15 protein-coding genes are annotated in these 16,699 nt (G+C 62.2%); 5 read left to right on the forward strand and 10 right to left on the reverse strand.

The window, feature by feature from the left end:
- Positions 1-36 precede the first annotated feature (36 nt).
- From OGV19_RS13235 to OGV19_RS13245, 3 genes are read left to right on the forward strand one after another with little or no spacing between them, the layout of a single operon-like run.
- The gene (locus OGV19_RS13235) at positions 37-1,521 is read left to right on the forward strand and encodes an efflux transporter outer membrane subunit (protein ID WP_264313794.1); all 1,485 of its coding nucleotides are present in this window, start codon (positions 37-39) and stop codon (positions 1,519-1,521) included.
- The gene (locus OGV19_RS13240) at positions 1,518-2,675 is read left to right on the forward strand and encodes an HlyD family secretion protein (RefSeq protein ID WP_264313795.1); all 1,158 of its coding nucleotides are present in this window, start codon (positions 1,518-1,520) and stop codon (positions 2,673-2,675) included. The genes OGV19_RS13235 and OGV19_RS13240 overlap by 4 nt, the downstream gene beginning before the upstream one ends.
- Complete coding sequence (locus tag OGV19_RS13245; protein ID WP_264313796.1) at positions 2,665-4,179, forward strand: DHA2 family efflux MFS transporter permease subunit; 1,515 nt, start codon at positions 2,665-2,667, stop codon at positions 4,177-4,179. Before OGV19_RS13240 ends, OGV19_RS13245 begins: the two co-directional genes overlap by 11 nt.
- 54 nt (positions 4,180-4,233) lie before the next feature.
- Here the strand turns inward: OGV19_RS13245 and adhP are convergent, their stop codons facing one another.
- The 8 genes from adhP to OGV19_RS13285 form a co-directional block, all read right to left on the reverse strand.
- Positions 4,234-5,244, reverse strand: a complete 1,011-nt coding sequence (adhP, locus tag OGV19_RS13250; RefSeq protein ID WP_264313797.1) for an alcohol dehydrogenase AdhP — start codon at positions 5,242-5,244, stop codon at positions 4,234-4,236.
- Positions 5,245-5,365: 121 nt separating this feature from the next.
- Positions 5,366-6,562 carry a type II toxin-antitoxin system HipA family toxin gene (locus OGV19_RS13255; RefSeq protein WP_264313798.1) on the reverse strand — a complete coding sequence of 399 codons (1,197 nt, stop codon included), beginning with the start codon at positions 6,560-6,562 and terminating at the stop codon, positions 5,366-5,368.
- A complete protein-coding gene (locus tag OGV19_RS13260; protein WP_264313799.1) occupies positions 6,562-6,813 on the reverse strand; it encodes a helix-turn-helix transcriptional regulator in 252 nt (83 codons plus the stop codon). The genes OGV19_RS13255 and OGV19_RS13260 overlap by 1 nt, the downstream gene beginning before the upstream one ends.
- Before the next feature lie 62 nt (positions 6,814-6,875).
- Positions 6,876-7,865 (reverse strand): hypothetical protein, encoded by a 990-nt coding sequence (locus OGV19_RS27810; protein ID WP_264313800.1) that lies wholly within the window; start codon positions 7,863-7,865, stop codon positions 6,876-6,878.
- Between the two features lie 3 nt (positions 7,866-7,868).
- On the reverse strand, positions 7,869-9,350 hold the full coding sequence (locus OGV19_RS13270) for a GIY-YIG nuclease family protein (protein WP_264313801.1): 1,482 nt from the start codon (positions 9,348-9,350) through the stop codon (positions 7,869-7,871).
- 132 nt (positions 9,351-9,482) lie between these two features.
- On the reverse strand, positions 9,483-9,812 hold the full coding sequence (locus OGV19_RS13275) for a hypothetical protein (protein ID WP_264313802.1): 330 nt from the start codon (positions 9,810-9,812) through the stop codon (positions 9,483-9,485).
- 85 nt (positions 9,813-9,897) lie between these two features.
- Entirely contained in the window at positions 9,898-11,568 is a 1,671-nt protein-coding gene (locus OGV19_RS13280) for an ankyrin repeat domain-containing protein (protein ID WP_264313803.1), read from the reverse strand.
- Positions 11,569-11,930: 362 nt separating this feature from the next.
- Positions 11,931-12,809: a helix-turn-helix transcriptional regulator gene (locus tag OGV19_RS13285; RefSeq protein WP_264313804.1), complete on the reverse strand. Its 879-nt coding sequence runs from the start codon at positions 12,807-12,809 to the stop codon at positions 11,931-11,933.
- 349 nt (positions 12,810-13,158) lie between these two features.
- Here OGV19_RS13285 and OGV19_RS13290 point away from each other — a divergent pair, with 349 nt between their 5' ends.
- Positions 13,159-13,404, forward strand: coding sequence for a hypothetical protein (locus OGV19_RS13290; RefSeq protein WP_264313805.1), 246 nt, complete (start codon positions 13,159-13,161; stop codon positions 13,402-13,404).
- A gap of 60 nt (positions 13,405-13,464) precedes the next feature.
- Entirely contained in the window at positions 13,465-14,472 is a 1,008-nt protein-coding gene (locus OGV19_RS13295; RefSeq protein WP_264313806.1) for a 5'-nucleotidase, read from the forward strand.
- Here the strand turns inward: OGV19_RS13295 and OGV19_RS13300 are convergent.
- Positions 14,459-15,502 (reverse strand): hypothetical protein, encoded by a 1,044-nt coding sequence (locus OGV19_RS13300; protein WP_264313807.1) that lies wholly within the window; start codon positions 15,500-15,502, stop codon positions 14,459-14,461. The two genes, OGV19_RS13295 and OGV19_RS13300, sit on opposite strands and share 14 nt — an antisense overlap.
- Before the next feature lie 22 nt (positions 15,503-15,524).
- Entirely contained in the window at positions 15,525-16,688 is a 1,164-nt protein-coding gene (locus OGV19_RS13305; protein WP_264313808.1) for a hypothetical protein, read from the reverse strand.
- Between the last annotated feature and the right edge of the window lie 11 nt (positions 16,689-16,699).

A 16,699-nucleotide genomic window follows, 5' to 3' on the forward strand; every position in this document is an offset into this window, starting at 1 on the left:
TAAGCTGGCCTCACGACCCCTCATACGACTTGCGTGATGCCAATACGATCCCTTCGCTGCCCTGCCAGACGGGCTGCCGCCATCGGCGTGTTCGCCGTACTGTCGGCGTGTACCGGGCAAGCCACAAACGCCCTCCCGCCAACCGCCTTCCAGGCAACCCCTGTGTTGCACCTGCCTGCCGACGTCAGCGGCCAGGCGCTACCCGCGCGCTGGTGGGAGCTGTATCACGACCCGCAGCTCAACGCCTGGGTGCAGCAGGCCCTGGAACACAACCAGGACCTGGCGCAGGCCGAAGCCACCGTCCTGGCCATGCTGGCCGGCATTGGCGAATTCGATGCCCAGCGCTGGCCGTCCACCTCCATTGGCATGGGCGCGAGCTATGGCAAGAGCGCCGATGACCAGACCTTGGCCGAGGCAACCGACAGCCATGCGCCGTCGCAATGGGCCTTCAACCCGTCCATCGAGTTGGCCTACCAGGTTGACGTGTGGGGCCAGGTGCGCGCCGCTATCGAACGGGCGCGGGTGCAGGCCGAGGCCAGCCGCGATGCCTTGGACCTGGTGCAGCTACACGTGGTCAGCCAGACCACCCGCGCCTACATCGACCAGTGCGTGTACGGCGCCCGCATCGAGGCGGCCAAGCAGTCCCTGAGCACCCTGGCGCGCAGCGTGCAGCTCAGTGACCGCCAGCGCCAGGCCGGGGTCGCCACCGAGCTCGACGGCGTGCGCCTGCAGGGGTTGCGCGAACAGGTGCGGGCGCAACTGCCGATGCTGGAGGCACGCCGGCAGATGGCACTGTACGAACTGAGCATGCTCAGTGGCCAGGAACCGGCGGCCCTGGCGGGCAACACCGACGCCTGCCAGCGCATCCCGAGCCTCGCCGCGCCGTTACCCGCTGGCGACGCCTGGCGCCTGCTCGAACGCCGCCCGGACGTGCGCAAGGCCGAGCGCGAACTGCAGGCTGCCGCCCTGCAAGTGGACATCGTCAAGGCCGACTTGTACCCGAAGGTCAGCTTCGGCGCCTCGCTGACTTCGTCGGACCACCACCTTACCAACCTGGGTGGCAGCCGCGCACTGATGCTTGCCATCGGCCCGTTGATTCGCTGGGAGTTTCCCAATATCAAGGCCAACCGCGCACGGGTGAGCAAGGCCCAGGCCTTGCAACAGGCGCAAATCGCCCATTACCGCGGGGTGGCGTTGGCGGCACTCAAGGATGTGCGCCAGGCCCTGGCCCGCTTCGAGGGTGAGCGCCAACGGGCCCAGGCCCTGGACGCGGCCTTGGCGCAAGGCCAGCGCGGCTTTGCCCTGGCGCAGAGCAGCTACCGCGCGGGCACCCTCGATGCACTCGCGCTGCTCGACAGCGAGCGCGACCTGATCACGGTCAGCGCCCGCCATGTCGAGGCCCAAGGCCGTCTGGCACGTGCCCAGGTCAACTTGTTCCGCGCCCTGGGCGGGCGCTGGCAATCGTCACCGGCACCCAGCCTGGTGCACCGTTCCCACTCTGAAACTGGAAGCCAACGATGAATGTTGCCGTTGCAAAAAACGCGCTGGCGGATGACCAGCCCCAAGCGGCTATCACTGCCCCAAGGCCCACCCGTCGCCGCCTGGCGTTGTACGCCGGTGGCGGCCTGACGCTGCTGGCAGCGTTGGCATTCGGCGGGTACTGGTTTACTACCGGGCGCTACTTGGAAACCACCGATGACGCCTACGTACGCGCCGACTGGGTGGCCCTGAGCGCACGCGTGGCCGGCTATGTGGCCAAGGTTGAAGTGGAGGACGACCAAACCGTCAAGGCCGGCGATGTGCTGGTACGCCTGCAGAACCGCGACTACCACGCCCGCCTTGACCAAGCCACTGCCGGCGTCGCCGAAGCGCAGGCCGCGCTGGCAGCCGCCCAGGCCCGCCAGCAAGTGGCTGCTGAACGCATCAACCAGCAACAGCAAGCCATCGTCCAGGCTGAATCGGCCGTGCACAGTGCCAGCGCCGAGCGCCAGCGCAGCGAGCTGGACATGCAGCGCTACCGGGGCCTGGTGCGCGATGACGCAGCCACCGTGCAGCGCCTGGAAGCCGCCCATGCCAGCGCCGTGCAAGCCGGGGCCGCGCTGCAAGGCGCGCAGGCGCGTTTACATCAGCAGCGCTCCCAGCTGGCGATGGCCAAGGCACAGGCGCTGGCGGCCGATGCCGAGATCAAGCAACGGACGGCCGGCCTGACCCGTGCCCAGGCCCGCCAGGCGCTGGCTGATCAAGACACCCAGGACACCGTCCTGCGCGCGCCCATCGACGGTGTGGTCGGCCAACGCCGCGTGCGTGCTGGGCAGTACGTGGTACCCGGCCAGCCGCTGCTGGCGGTGGTGCCGTTGCAGCAGACCTACGTGGTCGCCAACTACAAGGAAACCCAGCTGGCCCACATGCGCCCGGGGCAACCCGTGCAGGTCCGTGTCGACAGCTTCTCCAGCCGGTCTCTGCAAGGTCACGTGGCGAGCTTCTCGCCAGCGTCCGGCAACGTCTTCGCGCTGCTGCCATCGGACAACGCCACCGGCAACTTCACCAAGATCGTCCAGCGCTTTCCTGTACGCATCGTGCTCGACCGACCAACAGACGGCCTGCAGATACTGCCCGGTATGTCGGTGGTGACCACCGTCGACACCCGCACCGTGGAGCCTGCCGATGAGCGGTGAGCAAAAGGTACCGTTGCGCGCCTGGGTGGCCGTGTTCGGCGGCTTGCTCGGGTGTTTCATGGCCGGCATGAATGTGCACGTCACCAGCGCGGCGCTGCCCGAAATCCGCGGCTCGTTGGGCGCCAGTTTCGAGGAAGGCTCGTGGATCTCCACTGCGTACCTGGTGGCGGAAATCGTCATGATCCCGCTGACGGCCTGGCTGGTCGAAGTGTTCTCCATGCGCCGGGTGATGTGGACGGGTTCGTTCATCTTCCTGCTCGCGTCGATTGCCTGCTCGTGGGCACCCAACCTTGAAGCGATGATCACCCTCAGGGTGATCCAGGGGGCGGCCGGCGCGGTGCTCATCCCGCTCTCGTTCCAGCTGATCATCACCGAACTGCCCGCCAGCAAGATGGCCATGGGCATGGCCCTGTTCAGCCTGGCCAACAGCGTGGCCCAGGCGGCCGGCCCGTCGATTGGCGGCTGGTTGACCGATGCCTACTCGTGGCGCTGGATTTTCTACCTGCAGCTGTTCCCCGGTGTCGCGCTGCTGCTGGCCATCGCCTGGTCGATCGATGCCAAACCCATGCAACTGAGCCTGTTGCGCCGTGGCGACTGGCTGGGCATAACAGCCATGGTCGTTGGCTTGGGCGGCCTGCAGATCGTGCTGGAAGAAGGCGGCCGGCTGGACTGGTTCGGTTCGACCTTCATCGTCGGCATATCGATCATCGCCGGCCTGGCGCTGGTGGCATTCGTGTTCACGCAGCTGTACGGCCAGCGCTCATTCATCAATTTGCGCCTGCTGGGGCGGTACAACTTCGGGGTCGCCAGCATTGCAATGTTCATCTTTGGCGGCGCCACCTTTGGCCTGGTGTTCCTGGTGCCCAACTATCTTTCTCAGTTGCAAGGCTATAGCGCCAGGGATGTGGGGGTGGCGCTGATCGCCTATGGCGTGGTGCAGCTGCTGCTGGCGCCGTTGATGCCACGGCTGATGGCCTGGACCAGCGCCAAGTTCATGGTGGCCAGCGGTTTTCTGATCATGGCCGGTGGCTGCTGGTTGGGCGCAAGCTTGACCATCGACAGCGCCGATAACGTCATCATCCCGTCTACGGTGGTACGGGGCATTGGCCAGCCGTTCATCATGGTCGCGCTGTCGGTGCTGGCGGTGGCGGGGCTGGAAAAGCGCGAAGCCGGCTCGGCCTCGGCGGTGTTTTCCATGTTGCGCAACCTTGGGGGCGCCATAGGCACCGCCGCGTTGACGCAGATCGTGGCAACGCGCGAGCGCTATCACAGCGAGCGCATTCACGAACATGTCACGGTGTTCGCACCCAGTGTGCAGGAGCGCATCAGCCAGACCGTGCAGAGTTGGCTGCCGGCCCAGCAGCAAGCGCTGGAGGGGCTGGCGGGGACCATTCGACGCGAAGCCTACCTGATGGCTTACAGCGATGCGTTCTACCTGGCGTGCCTGGCGTTGATAGGCTGCGCGGTGGCGGCGCTGGTGTTGCGGACCAAGCAACCGGCTTAAGCACACACAAAACGGCCCGCAATCGCGGGCCGGCTTCACGTGTGCAAGCAGCGTTCAATCGGCGAAATGGATCACCATGCGGCCTTTGATCGTGCCCTCTTGCATTTCCTCGAAGATGTCATTGATGTCTTCGATCGGGCGCAGGGTCACCTTCGGCACCACCTTGCCTTGCGCGGCGAACTCAAAGGCTTCGTGCAAATCCTGGCGAGTACCGACCAGCGAACCCACCACCTCGATGCCGTCGAGCACCAGGCGCGGAATATCCAGGCTCATGGCTTCTGGCGGCAGCCCCACAGCCACCAGGCGCCCGCCAGCACGCAGTGCATCGACCGCCGAGTTGAAGGCGCTTTTTGCCACCGCTGTGACCACGGCCGCATGGGCGCCGCCCGTCTTGGCCTGGATGACTTTCGCAGCGTCTTCATCGCGCGGGTTGACCACCAGGTCGGCGCCCATTTCGCGGGCGAAGGCCAGTTGTGCATCGTTCACGTCGATGGCGATGACCCGGGCGTTGAAGACGTTCTTGGCGTACTGCAGGGCAAGGTTGCCCAGGCCGCCCAGGCCGTAGATCGCCAACCATTGCCCAGGGCGAATATTCGACGACTTCACCGCCTTGTAGGTGGTCACACCGGCGCAGGTGATGCTGCTGGCCGCTGCCGAGTCGAGCCCATCCGGCACTTTTACCGCATAGTCCGCCACCACGATGCACGCCTCGGCCATGCCACCGTCAACCGTATAGCCTGAGTTCTTCACCTCACGGCACAGCGTCTCGTTGCCGCTGTTGCAGTATTCGCAGTGCCCGCAGCCCTGGAAGAACCACGCCACGCTAGCCCGGTCCCCAGGCTTGAGCGAGGTGACACCCGGCCCCACTTCCACGACCACGCCAATCCCTTCGTGGCCCAGAATCACACCTGTCTTGTCGCCGAAATCGCCATTTTTGACGTGCAGGTCCGTATGGCAAACGCCACAGCACTGCATCTTCAGCAACGCTTCCCCGTGCGCCAGTGGCCGCAGTGTTTTTTCCACCACATCCACGCGACGCCCTTTGGCAACAACAGCAGCTTTCATAAATACCTCCGTGTCTGGCTGAGTGAGCTTGAGAGAGTGCCCGGGTCAGCATAGTGGTGGATTGATGAAGTGGCGTTGCTTCAAGTCAGGTTTTGAAAAGGGGGCAGCGAAAAGCGGCACACTAACCAAAGGTACTGATAAACGGCCCTGCAGACTGTCGAATTGCGCTCACCACATGGGGTGCTTGCTCACAGAGTTCAGGAGAGCGAGCCAGAACATGCTCCAGCACCTGCAATTGTTCGCGAATGACTTCCTTTGGCCGAGCCACATCACAGGTGGCAGCAAAGTCCATCAACCCTTGCCGTGAAGCGAACAACGACTTGTTGCCGCCCAGGTCCAGGGCCAGTACATCCTCTGGGATATACGCCGTGGTATTGACGATGTCGTACGCTGGTGCGAGCCTCGCGTCACGCTGGGTGGGGTCGGAATACAGCAAACCGAAATTCTTCAGGTGGGCATCGCCATTGCCAATGATGCAGCTCAGGCTCACCATGGCAAACAATTGCGCCAGTGAACCTTGCACCTGCTCAGACGGACAGAACAGACGAATAGCCTTGGCGATCGCCGCGTAGCTCTTACTGTACTTCTGCTCCGCAGCAAGCCCCATCAGTGCAGCCATGTCCTCGAAACCAATTGGATTGAGTTGCGCATCTCGATCAAAGCGGCGCATGACGAACAGCTTGGTGTTATCAGACAGATAGAACTCCGGCACCGGGATCCCCACCTCCTTGGCAACGGACATGCAGAGAAACTCGTTGATTGCCAGCCCCGGGAACTCGTCCCGCCCGCTTTTGATAATCAGATCAGATGTTTTTGAGGTGAATCGCTGCGGCGTACCGCTGTGCTCCTCTGGCACCAAAACCTTGGGCTGCACGCCCGAAATTCCAGCGCGTAGGATGTAGCGGTCCACGAGACCAGCAAATATGTCTTCTGCACCATCCCAAGTCAGGATTTCCTCCAGTCGCTCGCCAGGGAACTGCTGGCGACGCAAGAGCGCATCCACCTCAGGTGAACTCACTGCTACCCGCCCGATTGGCGAGCTACTACCCGAGAGCGCCAACAGCAGCATCGGATCAACATTCACGACCTTGGCCAGACGGTTACGCAATTGCTCCAGAACATAGCCCTCAGGCAAATTCATCTGGAAGATCGGGTGCAGTTCTCGGTGACGGTATTCCTCCAGGCGCAACGGCATCAGAAGACTGATCGCAGCATGAGCCGCAGCGTCTTCACGGTAACGAAACAGGTAGTCGCCAGCGGAACTGAAGACTGTCCCGCTCTCCCCTCCTGGTGTTGCAACCCGCAGCATGGCCGTCATCAGTCGAACACTCCCTGAATCTCATCCAACGTTGGCATGGCCGCAGGTTCTAGCGCGAATTCGCAGTCCAAGGCGCCCACCACTCGAGCATAAGCAGCCATCCCTACAGAGGGGTCGCCTCGCTCGATTGCGATAACCTTCTGCCGAGTAACGCCGGCCAACGCCGCCAGTTTGGCTTGAGTGAACCCGCGATTCAGACGGCGCTGGCGAACCTGCTGACCAAGGCGTGCGATGATAAAAGAAGAATCCATGTTCTACATACGTAACAATTTAAAGTAAATGTAACGTATACCTAACCTTGAAAAATATCAAACTACCCCCGCAGGTTCAGCCCCAGTGCAAACACCGCCGCAGCCAGCGCAACCAGCGACACGGCATTGCGACTCAGGTAGGCAACCCAGCCCGGTGCGGCCAACTGCTCCAGCTGGGCCTGGCAGTGGCGCTGGTTGTCCAGCAGCGTGGCCAGCTGGGCTTCCATGCGGTCCACGCGCTGGGCCTGGGTGCTGGTGGCCAAGGCGAGCTTTTTCAGCGCCGTGGTCACGGTGGTCGACAGGCTTTCCCTGGCTAGCGTGCTGGCGGCCAGGTGCTTTTTCAGCTCTTCGAGCTGCCCTTCCTGGGCCAGTAGCTTGTGCTGGTGCTGTTCGAGGTTTTTCCGGATCACGGCCTCTTTTTGCACGCGGGCCAGGGTGCTGGTCACCAGCTTCTGGTGCTGCGCATCGATCTTGGCGTCCAGGGCCGTCAGTTCGGTTTGCTGGTTGCCCTGGACCCAGGCCAGCCGCTCCACTTCCTGGGTGCAATAGGCGTAGCCATCGGCCAATGCCAGCAAGTCGTCGATCTGCTGCTTGAACTCGCACAGCACCACCAGGGCCCCTTCCTGGTTGCCCTCCAGCGTCACCGCGTCCGCCTGCAGGCGTTCGATCTCGCGCACCAGCGCGTCATTGAAGCCGCGCAGCACCTTGTTGTTGGCCGTGTGCAACTGGGTCAGCAGTTGCACCACGCTCTGGGTCACCGCCAGGCTTTCACCCACCTGCCGGACCATGTCGGCCAGGTCTTTGTCGTTTTTGCCGGTGAGGCCGCCCCAGAACGAGTCCCAGGTGCCTTGCTGCCTGAACGCCTCGAGCTGCTCACGCGCGCCCTTGTTGTTGACGATGGCCTCGTGCAGCTTGCGCAGCCCGTGCTCGAAGTCCTTGAGCTGGTCGCGCTCCTCGCGCGGGGCAGGCAGCGCATCAGTGGTGGGAACCGGCTCGATCATCCTGAGTCGACCGGTGAACTGGGTGGCGAGCTCGGTTGTAAGTTTGAACACCTGTCAGGACTCCTGGGTAATGCGGTTTTTGTTCGATTGCAGCAGCGCCGAGTAGTCGATCGCCCGCACTGCCCGATGTTGCGCCAGGCGTTCGCGGTGGGCACTGGCCTCACGGGCCAGGGTGTCCACCGACTGCGCGTATTCCATCAGCCCTTCGGCCATCAGCCACTCGTTCTCTTGCACCTGGATCAACTGCAACGCTGCCGCGCGCTTGGCCTCCAGCGCCTCGTGCCAGCCGGTCTTGAAATCCACCAGGAAGGCGACGATGGGCGGCACGACTTTTTGCAGGTGGTAACTGCACAGCCCGAAACCGATGGCCGCAATCACGCAAGACAGGTACGGCGCGGCCACGCCGACCAAGGGCAGCAGTTGCGCCTCGATGATCGGCTCGATGCCATCCCAGAAAATCAGCGTGCCGCTGACCACGACGGTCTCGACGATTTTCTGGATGAGTTCTTCCCTCGGCAGGGTCTGGGCACCCTTGTAGAGCTGCCAGGCGCCCTGGGCAAGGTCGAACAAGTTGCGGCTCAGGTTGTAGACCTGGCGCACAGCCTTGGACAGTGCGTTGACGATGAACTCGACCACACCGTTGAGCAGCTTCAGGGGCGCTGCGACAATGCGCTCCACCACGGCCCAGATCTTCTTCAGAAAGCGCTCGACACGCGCTTTGAGGCGCGTAGTGCCGCCCATGAACAGGTCGACCAGTTCATCCTTGATGGCGATGATCGCGGCGGCGGTCAGTTGCTCGAAGACCTGCCACCCCGAGTTCTTCAGGGCCTCCTTGCCCGCACCCAGGGCCACCTCGCCGGCACTGCCCATCGAGTCCTTCATTTTCTTCGCTTCGATGTTGCTGCGGATGCCCTGCTCTTCCTTCAGCTCTTCCTTGCGGTTGACCGGAGGCTTCTCGTTCTTGATCAGAAAAGCTTCAAGCGCCGCAGCGGTTTCTGCCGAGTCCATGGCCACGAACTTGACGGTGCACCCGGCCTCAAGCTGGTCTGCCAGCTTGTAAGGCTTGCGGTTTTCGCTCTTGGCCCGGCCGCGGTACTCGTTCATGTGCCCGTCCTGCCAGCGTTGACGCATGTTGGTGCTGTCACCGATGTAGGCCAGGTTGCCGTTTGCGTCGTACACCACGTACACGCCGGGCTTGTCGGGCAGCTCGTTCAGGCTGGAAGGGTCGTTGGCGCTTACCGACAGCGCACCGTCAAATTGCAGCGTGGCCAGCGAGCCGATACCGGCCGACAGGCTCTTGAAAAGGATTTCCTTCCAGGCAACACCCCGGTTGGCAACCTGCATGGCGCTTTGCGCGGAGGTCGCGGCGAGTGTGTCCTTACCTGTTTGGCGCAGATCCGCTGACTTGGCATTGGGCTGGGAATTCTTTTTGTTGCGAAAACCGGCCACGAGCTTGCGGTTGGTGTTCTCGATCGCTCGGTCGACAATCAGGTTGGCGAGCGGCGACAGCGTCCTGTGTTCGTATGGCTGGTTCATCATCCCTATCCGGATAGCTCGGTCATGGAGCGGAAAGCTATCAAAATGACATCACTCGATCCACTGGCGGGATGCTTGAAAAGTCGAAAACTGGCGTTTTGGAGCCGCCCGGCAGCCCCAAAACACGGGTTATCAATCCACCCGCACAAACACCTGCTTGGCCATGTTGTTGCCACCGATCGACTCAAGCCGCTTGCCGTCGTCCAGAACGCGCACGTTGATCAGCGCAACCCCGTTGGCATCACGGGCCACGACCACATCGTCCTTGCGCTCCCACTCGTCGACTTTGATCTTGTTGCCCGCAGAAATGATGTAGCCACTGGAGAACTCGACCGTCTGCTTGCCTGCGCTGAAGCCCATCACGGTGGTCTCGGCCTCGTAGGTGCCATCCAGCGCATCGTTGCCGCAGCCCGCCAGTACACAGAATGGCAATGCTGCCAGCACGTATTTGAAACGACGCATAGGTATTCCTTGTCAGTAGGTCATTAAATGAAACGGTGGCACGCCTTGCGCACAGGGCGAAAGCCGCGTGCCACCTGAACGGCAATCAACCCTTGGCGGTGCCCACCAGGGAATCGATCAACATGGCCGAGGCGGTATCGCCGTTTTCCAGCACCAGTTGGCGGATGGACTTGCCGAAGCCTGCCAGCGGCGTGTCGAAGGTGAAGTCGGACTTGCCCTGGTAGCTGGCCGCGAAGCGGATCACGTTGTCGGACCAGCTGACGCGGTGCCCGCCTGCCGCCAGGTTGTAGCCATTGAAGAAGGCTGCGGCCACCGGCGTGGTGCCATCGACATCGGCAGCATTCAGGTCAGCGCCAGCCGCTACCAACGCCTCGGCATAGCTGTGGTTACGCTGGGCCATGCAGGCATGCAGGGCGGTTTCGCCACCGTAGGCCTTGGCATTCACGTCACTGCCCTTGAGCAGTGCCTGGAACAGCGCTTCAGGCTGTTGAGCGGCGCCAGGGCGACGTTGCAGGGCACCGGCTTTCTGACAGAACACCGACAGGGCGGTGTCGCCATAGACGTTGTGCGCCTTGAGGTCTTCCTTGCCCGCCAGGGTAATCATGTGGGCGAAGCTGCAAGAGCTGTAGTCGCTGCCCGCCAGGCAGTTCATCAGGCGCGTGTTGCCGTTGATATCGCGCCCCATCGGGTCGGCGCCTACCGAGACCAGGTAGTCATAGGCATTATCGGCGACCACGGTGATCAGCGGCTTGTTCTCATAATGCAGACGTTGATTGACATTGATGCCGGCGCTTTTGAGCAGGTAGGCAAAGGCGTCCAGGTCCTTGATTTCTTTCGCCCAGTCCGAAGTGCGTGCCTGGCCCTGCGCGGCATCCCACAGGCGCATGGCCATAGGCGAGGTGTCTGGCGGGCTGTCGAGATCCCGCACCTGGGCCGACCCAGGCTGATAGTTGACCCACACGCCTGCCTGCTCGTCGTCTTTGTAGCTGCCCTTCTCGGACACCGTGCCGGCAGGCCAGCCACGAACGAAATACACCTCATACAGGCCGTTCTTCTTGCCCGCGCTGTAGGTCACCTTTGTGGCCGGCACCGAAGTGCCATCGGTGAACGACGTCCAGGTCTCGCGCACGCCATCGAGCTCGCCAGCCTTGTAGGTCGCGCGGTCTTTCAGGACGCCCTGGTAGTCATAGTGCTCCACCAGGCCATCGAGCTTGCCGGAGCCATCGCTGGCGAAGGTCTCCAGCAGGGTGAGTTTCTGCTCGCCATTAACCACCCGCCACTCGCGCTGGGTGCCGACACGGATGGCGCCCTTGCGAAAATCAACGGTCGGGATCTGCGTGCTGTCACCGACCTGCAGGCCGGTGGCGCAATCGTAGCTTTGTTCGCTACGGCGCCCGCCTTCGAGGGTGAGGACGGTTTCCAGGTGGTCAGCGAACTCACCTTTGCACCAGGTTTTCTTGGGGCCGACGAACGCACCGTCCTGCAACTGGCCTTCTACCAGCAGCTTGCCGTCCTGGTCGAACTCCTTCCATTCCCCGACCACTTTGCCGTCTTCTACCTTGAACGACTGCAGTACCCGGTCACCCACCTTGTGCACCACGGTGCCATTGAGCCGCTCGCCCGATTTGCGCTCCAGGTACAGCGCATGCGGCGAACCGACGTTACCGGTGTAACTGGTGACTTCGTCGAAGTTGTATTCAGAGTTGCAGCCTGCCAAGGCAGACGCCAGGGCACAGAGAACGAAACGCTTTTTCATGAATATCCTTGTTGAAATGCGTGCAGCCTGTTGATGAGCATGGCTTCGCCAACGCCCAGGACTGGCCTGGGTGTAAGGGGTTTATGCAATGCGCAGGGTGGCCAGTAGTACGGCGGGAGGGGATCGCCTTTCCATGGTTGACCGCTCTAGGATGCGGGTTGTGGCGGGATTATACATAGCGGCCTAATGATGGCCAAGCTAATGATCCTGGCCTTCGAGACCCATAGGGGGCGCAATGCGGCGCCCCCCCCCCGCTTCAGTACGGCGCGACAGGCACTGTAGGTAGCCTCGTCACAACCGGCTGCGCGAGAAACGTGTTCCGATCCATCTGTTCACTACAGCTGTCTGTTGCGCGGGATGATTCAATCCAGATTCAACCACGGCTTCAGCTCGGCTCGGTTCGCCAGCACCAACTGCTGCGCCTCAGGCCTTGCATCATGCACGTTAGGGTTTACCTGGAAGCGCTTCACCACATATTTCACCAGGGCCTGGGAGCTGCGCACCAACAGTTGGCCACCGGTCATGCCGAAGTCCACTTCGATGATTGCCCGCTGCGCCTGCGTCAGTCGCTCGTCGGGCTTGAAGATCACATCGACCGGCGTGTTCCACTCAAGGTCCTGGTCGATGCCATTGTCCGTTTCACCTTCGTGCAGCTCTGGCACGCCGCGAAAACGGCTGAGTACAAAGTCCCGGTAGGTGCGGTTTTTTTCGCAGTACGCCCGCACGTGCCAGCGCATCCCGGTGTACACCAGGGTGTGCGGCGCGATGGTGCGGCCTTCGGGGTCAGGGCTTGAGAACGACACATACTCGATATCCAGGCGCCGCTTCTCGCGGCAGGCCTTGAGCAGCGGCCGCAGCACCTCAGGCTTTACCGAGCGGTCCGGGACTTTGAGCACCTCGGTGTGGGCGTAGGCCAGGGCCAGGCCTTCGATGTGTGGTGCGCGCTCGTTGTTCTGGTTGAGCAAGTCCAGGTAGGCGCTGGCACTGTCATCAATGAACAACGGCTTGAACTGCCGCGTCGGTACGTAGCCTTTGATCTGCTTGTCGTACACCAGGTTTTTCGACGCGTAGTCGTTGATGTAGGTGTTGATGTCCTTCGACGCCTGCTGACGGCTGATGCCGAAGCTCTGCATCAGGTGATTGGTGGTCAGGCGGCCTTCCCACCACACCACCGTCTCGATCAGGCGGTAGCGCAGGGCCAGGTCCCAACGGGTTTGCTCCATGCGATGCGTGCGTTTCATCCGGGTTCCTGAATCATGAGCACAGTGCGTGCTCAGACAATTGACGTGTCGTTAAATCCTACATGTCTAGCCAGTTTTAACGCAAGGCTGCCTCGATATGTAAAGTAACCAGGCATATGCGGCTCACGCCGTCCTTGACGCAGCCACGCCCTTGCCACCACGCGAACGCCGCGTCAGCCGCGGCACCGCGTGCCAACGCCACCGCCATGCCGGCCCCTTCACTGCCCTGAAAAAGCCCGTGGAACCTGCACCATTCCTTTACCTGTACAAGTCTCCAATATGGACATGTAGCAAAACTAGACATATTGTTTGGCTTACAGGCAAACCACCACTACTCAAGGAAGCAACCATGGACGCCCTCGAAATCACCCTGCTTGGCACCACCGGCATTATCCTGCTGATGGTTTGCCTGACGCACGCACGCCAGGGCGAAATGTGGAGCCTGCTGCAAGGCGATCGCGAACTGGAGCGAACCGCGCGCATTCACAAGCAGGAGAACAACGAGCTGCGCAGCGCCCTGCGCGCCGAGCGCGAGCATGTAAGCCAGCTGCGGCGCCAGGTGCAGGTGTTGCTGGGGCTGGTGCCCGAAGGTTGAGGCCTTACCCCGCCTGCATGCCCGTATACTCTTCACCTGCACCCATCACGGAGCACGTTCATGCCCTACCCCATCGAACACAAACTGGTCATCGGCGTCGCCTCCAGTGCACTTTTCGACCTTACCGTGTCGGATGACATCTACAAGACCGAAGGCGTCGAGGCATACCGCCAGCACCAGGAGCAGAACCTGGACGAGCCCTTCCCGAAGGGGGTCGCCTTCCCTTTCATCCGCCGCTTCCTCAGCATCAACCAGGCGTTCCCCGATCAACTGCCGGTAGAGGTGGTGCTGCTCTCGCGCAACTCGCCCGAGACCGGCTTGCGGGTGTTTCGCTCCATCAGTCACTACACACTGGATATCACCCGCGCAGCGTTCATGTCCGGCCGCTCGCCCCACGAATACATCCCGGCCTTCAATGCCTCCTTGTTCCTCAGCGCCAATGAGGACGATGTGCAGCGCGCAATCGACGCCAGCTACCCCGCCGGCCTGGTGCTGCCGACGCGCATCTACGACGATGAGATCGACACCGAGCTGCGGGTAGCCTTCGACTTTGACGGTGTGATTGCCGATGACGAGGCAGAGAGCGTGTACAAGCAGAACGACAACCTGGATGACTTCCAGGCCCACGAGCGCGCGCGCAAAGCCATCCCCCACCAGCCAGGGCCTTTGGCGGACCTCTACCGCAAGCTTTCACACATTCGCACGCTGGAAGACCAGAAGCTGGCACAGGACCCGGGCTACAAACGCATCCTGCGCATTGCCATCGTCACCGCGCGCAACGCGCCGTCGCATGAGCGGGTGGTGACCACCCTGAAGGATTGGGGCGTGTCGCCAGATGAGTGCTTCTTCTTGGGTGGGATGGAAAAACCCAGAGTGTTGTCGATTCTCAAGCCCCATGTGTTCTTCGATGATCAGCGCAGCCACCTGCAATCGCCAGCGGGGGATTTGCCGATGGTGCATGTGCCGTTTGGAGTGGCAAACAGGGTGCCTGGCAAGAACAGTGGTGTCCGTTTGGTGGAAACACGGACACCACTGGCTGAACGCTTACCGGCCCCTAAACAAAGGTAAACGTCAGCTGACTCACAATCGCCATGGCCTTGGGCTGGATCGACGCACTGACCTTGTCATCCAGCGCACCGTGAAGGTGAAGGTTGACCAGGTTGTCGGCAATCGCCCGCTCCAGCTCCGCACCCGGGTTGATCGGGTAGCCAAAGGTCACCGACAGGCTGGCGCCTGGCGCAACCTCCTGGTTGTCCGGGTTCCAGAACTGCACGGCCAGGTTGGCCGAATAGCCGGCGGGCAGAATGAACACGGCACCGGTTTGCGTGCCATCGCTGCCAAGGGTCAGTGGCCCCAGCAGTACTGGGGTTTGTTGCGCTGTGACGGTGTCGCACAGCAGGCTCACCCGGGTACCGGCCAGGCCAGAGGCGGACAGCGTGATGGTGATCGGCGAAGTGGTGAAGCTCGGCGGCACCTTAAGCTGCTGACGGCGTATCCACTGCTTGCCACTGACCTGCGCCTGGGAGCGGATACCAATGGTCGGGGTCTGGCCAATCAGCTTGGCCAGGTCGAGCCAGTCTCGCACCGCCGGGATCGGGTCGGGATGGGCCCCGGCGTTCACCTGGGCAATCAGGTTGAAGTAGCTGTTGGCTGGCAAGGCCGGGGGCGTCCAGACGAAGGCCTCCTCGCCTACACCGATATGCCCCGGTGGTGCGCTGACCGGCGTGCAGTCCAGGCCATCGGCTGTGGTCAGCGCGTTGCCTTTGAACGTTGCAGGCAACAACAGCACCTGGGCCGGCGCGTAGTACAGGGAAAACGCATTGCTCTCGGCTTTGCTGCCACCGTTCATACCACGCAGGTAGTAGTAGTTGGGCACGGCGGCGAGCGGCTGCACGTTGTAGGCCTGCTCCCAACTGCTGACCGTGCTGAACGCGTTTTGCGGGTTGTCCACCACCTGGTCGCTCTGGATGATATCCGGGCACAGGCCCAGCGGCCCCTTGAACGGCAAGCTGCCGGTGGAGGCCAGGTTGTTGCGCAGGTAGAGCGTCTGGCTGGCGGCCTGACTGCTGCTGAACAAATTGACGACTGTTTCGCTCATGATGTTTAACTCCTTGTATTCATCAAAGGACGTGCAAGCCGTCTGCACCCAGCGGTACCACCGGGCGTGGACGAATATCGGCGACTTCGGTACCGGCATAAGCCCGGTGCAGGGCATGCGACAGGGCGTAGTCCACCAGGCCGCGGTCCAGTGCTTCCTGCACTTCCAACGCCGAGCCATCAGAGAAGTACGACGGGGTGATATCGATCGCGGCGCCCGGCTGTGAGTCCGGCCCGTTGTTCTGGTACAGGTTGAGCGTGAGCAGCGCGCTGTAGCCCGGCGACAATGTGCAACGCACGCCAACGAACTGCCCCACGGCTGGCATGGCGACGTTGCTGATAGTGATCGGGTTGCCTTTCGAGTCTGGCTGGCTGCAGGTCATCGACAGCGTCCAGCCAGTGGCCGGGAAGCCGGTATTGGTGACCTGCAGCGAGTACTCGCGGCTGCCCGCAGTCACGTCGCTGGGGATGATCAACTGTGAGCTCATCTGCCGCGTCGGCGAACGCCCCGTCTGCATCGACACGTTACGCCAACCGAACTGCAGGTTGTTTCTGATCAGCGCGGCCATGTCCAGCTGCGAGAACACATCCGGGAACGGGTTGCCGGCGTTGTTCATCCAGGTGATGAAGCAGTAGTGGTCACTGCCCCCGCCTGGCGGTTGCGGGTTGCTCCAGACAAACGTATCAGCCGCTACGCCGATACCCGACGACGCCAGATTGATGATCGATGAGTCATAGTACGGCTGCGTACCGTCCGGGTGGTCGCGGTCGGTGGGGATACCGTACTTGGCCCATTCGCTGGGCCACTGGATGGACGCGCAAGGCACGCCGTACAGCTGCACCTTGGTGGTGCTGCTGACAGCGGCGCCGTTGCGCCCGCGCACATAGATGTAGTTGGCCGTACCTTGGGTAATGGTGCCAGGCGACTGCGTTGCATAGCTGGTCGGCGTGGCCAGCGCGGTCTGGAAGTTGTACACCGGCTGCGTGCCTGCGATCCAGATATCAGGCGATGCCGACAACGGCGAGTTGGCCGGCACCGTGCCGTCGCTGCTCAGGTTGGGGCGCATGTAGATGCCCTGGTTGTAGGCCCCCTGCAGGGCAGCGACCCGGCTGGGTGGCTGGGCAGACGGCCCGCGCAGCACCTGGCCATGGCCGACCACGGGTGGATTCTTGGTTACGATCAACATTGCCAAACTCC

Origin of the sequence: Pseudomonas putida (assembly GCF_025905425.1) — a bacterium.
Lineage (GTDB): Bacteria > Pseudomonadota > Gammaproteobacteria > Pseudomonadales > Pseudomonadaceae > Aquipseudomonas > Aquipseudomonas putida_AF.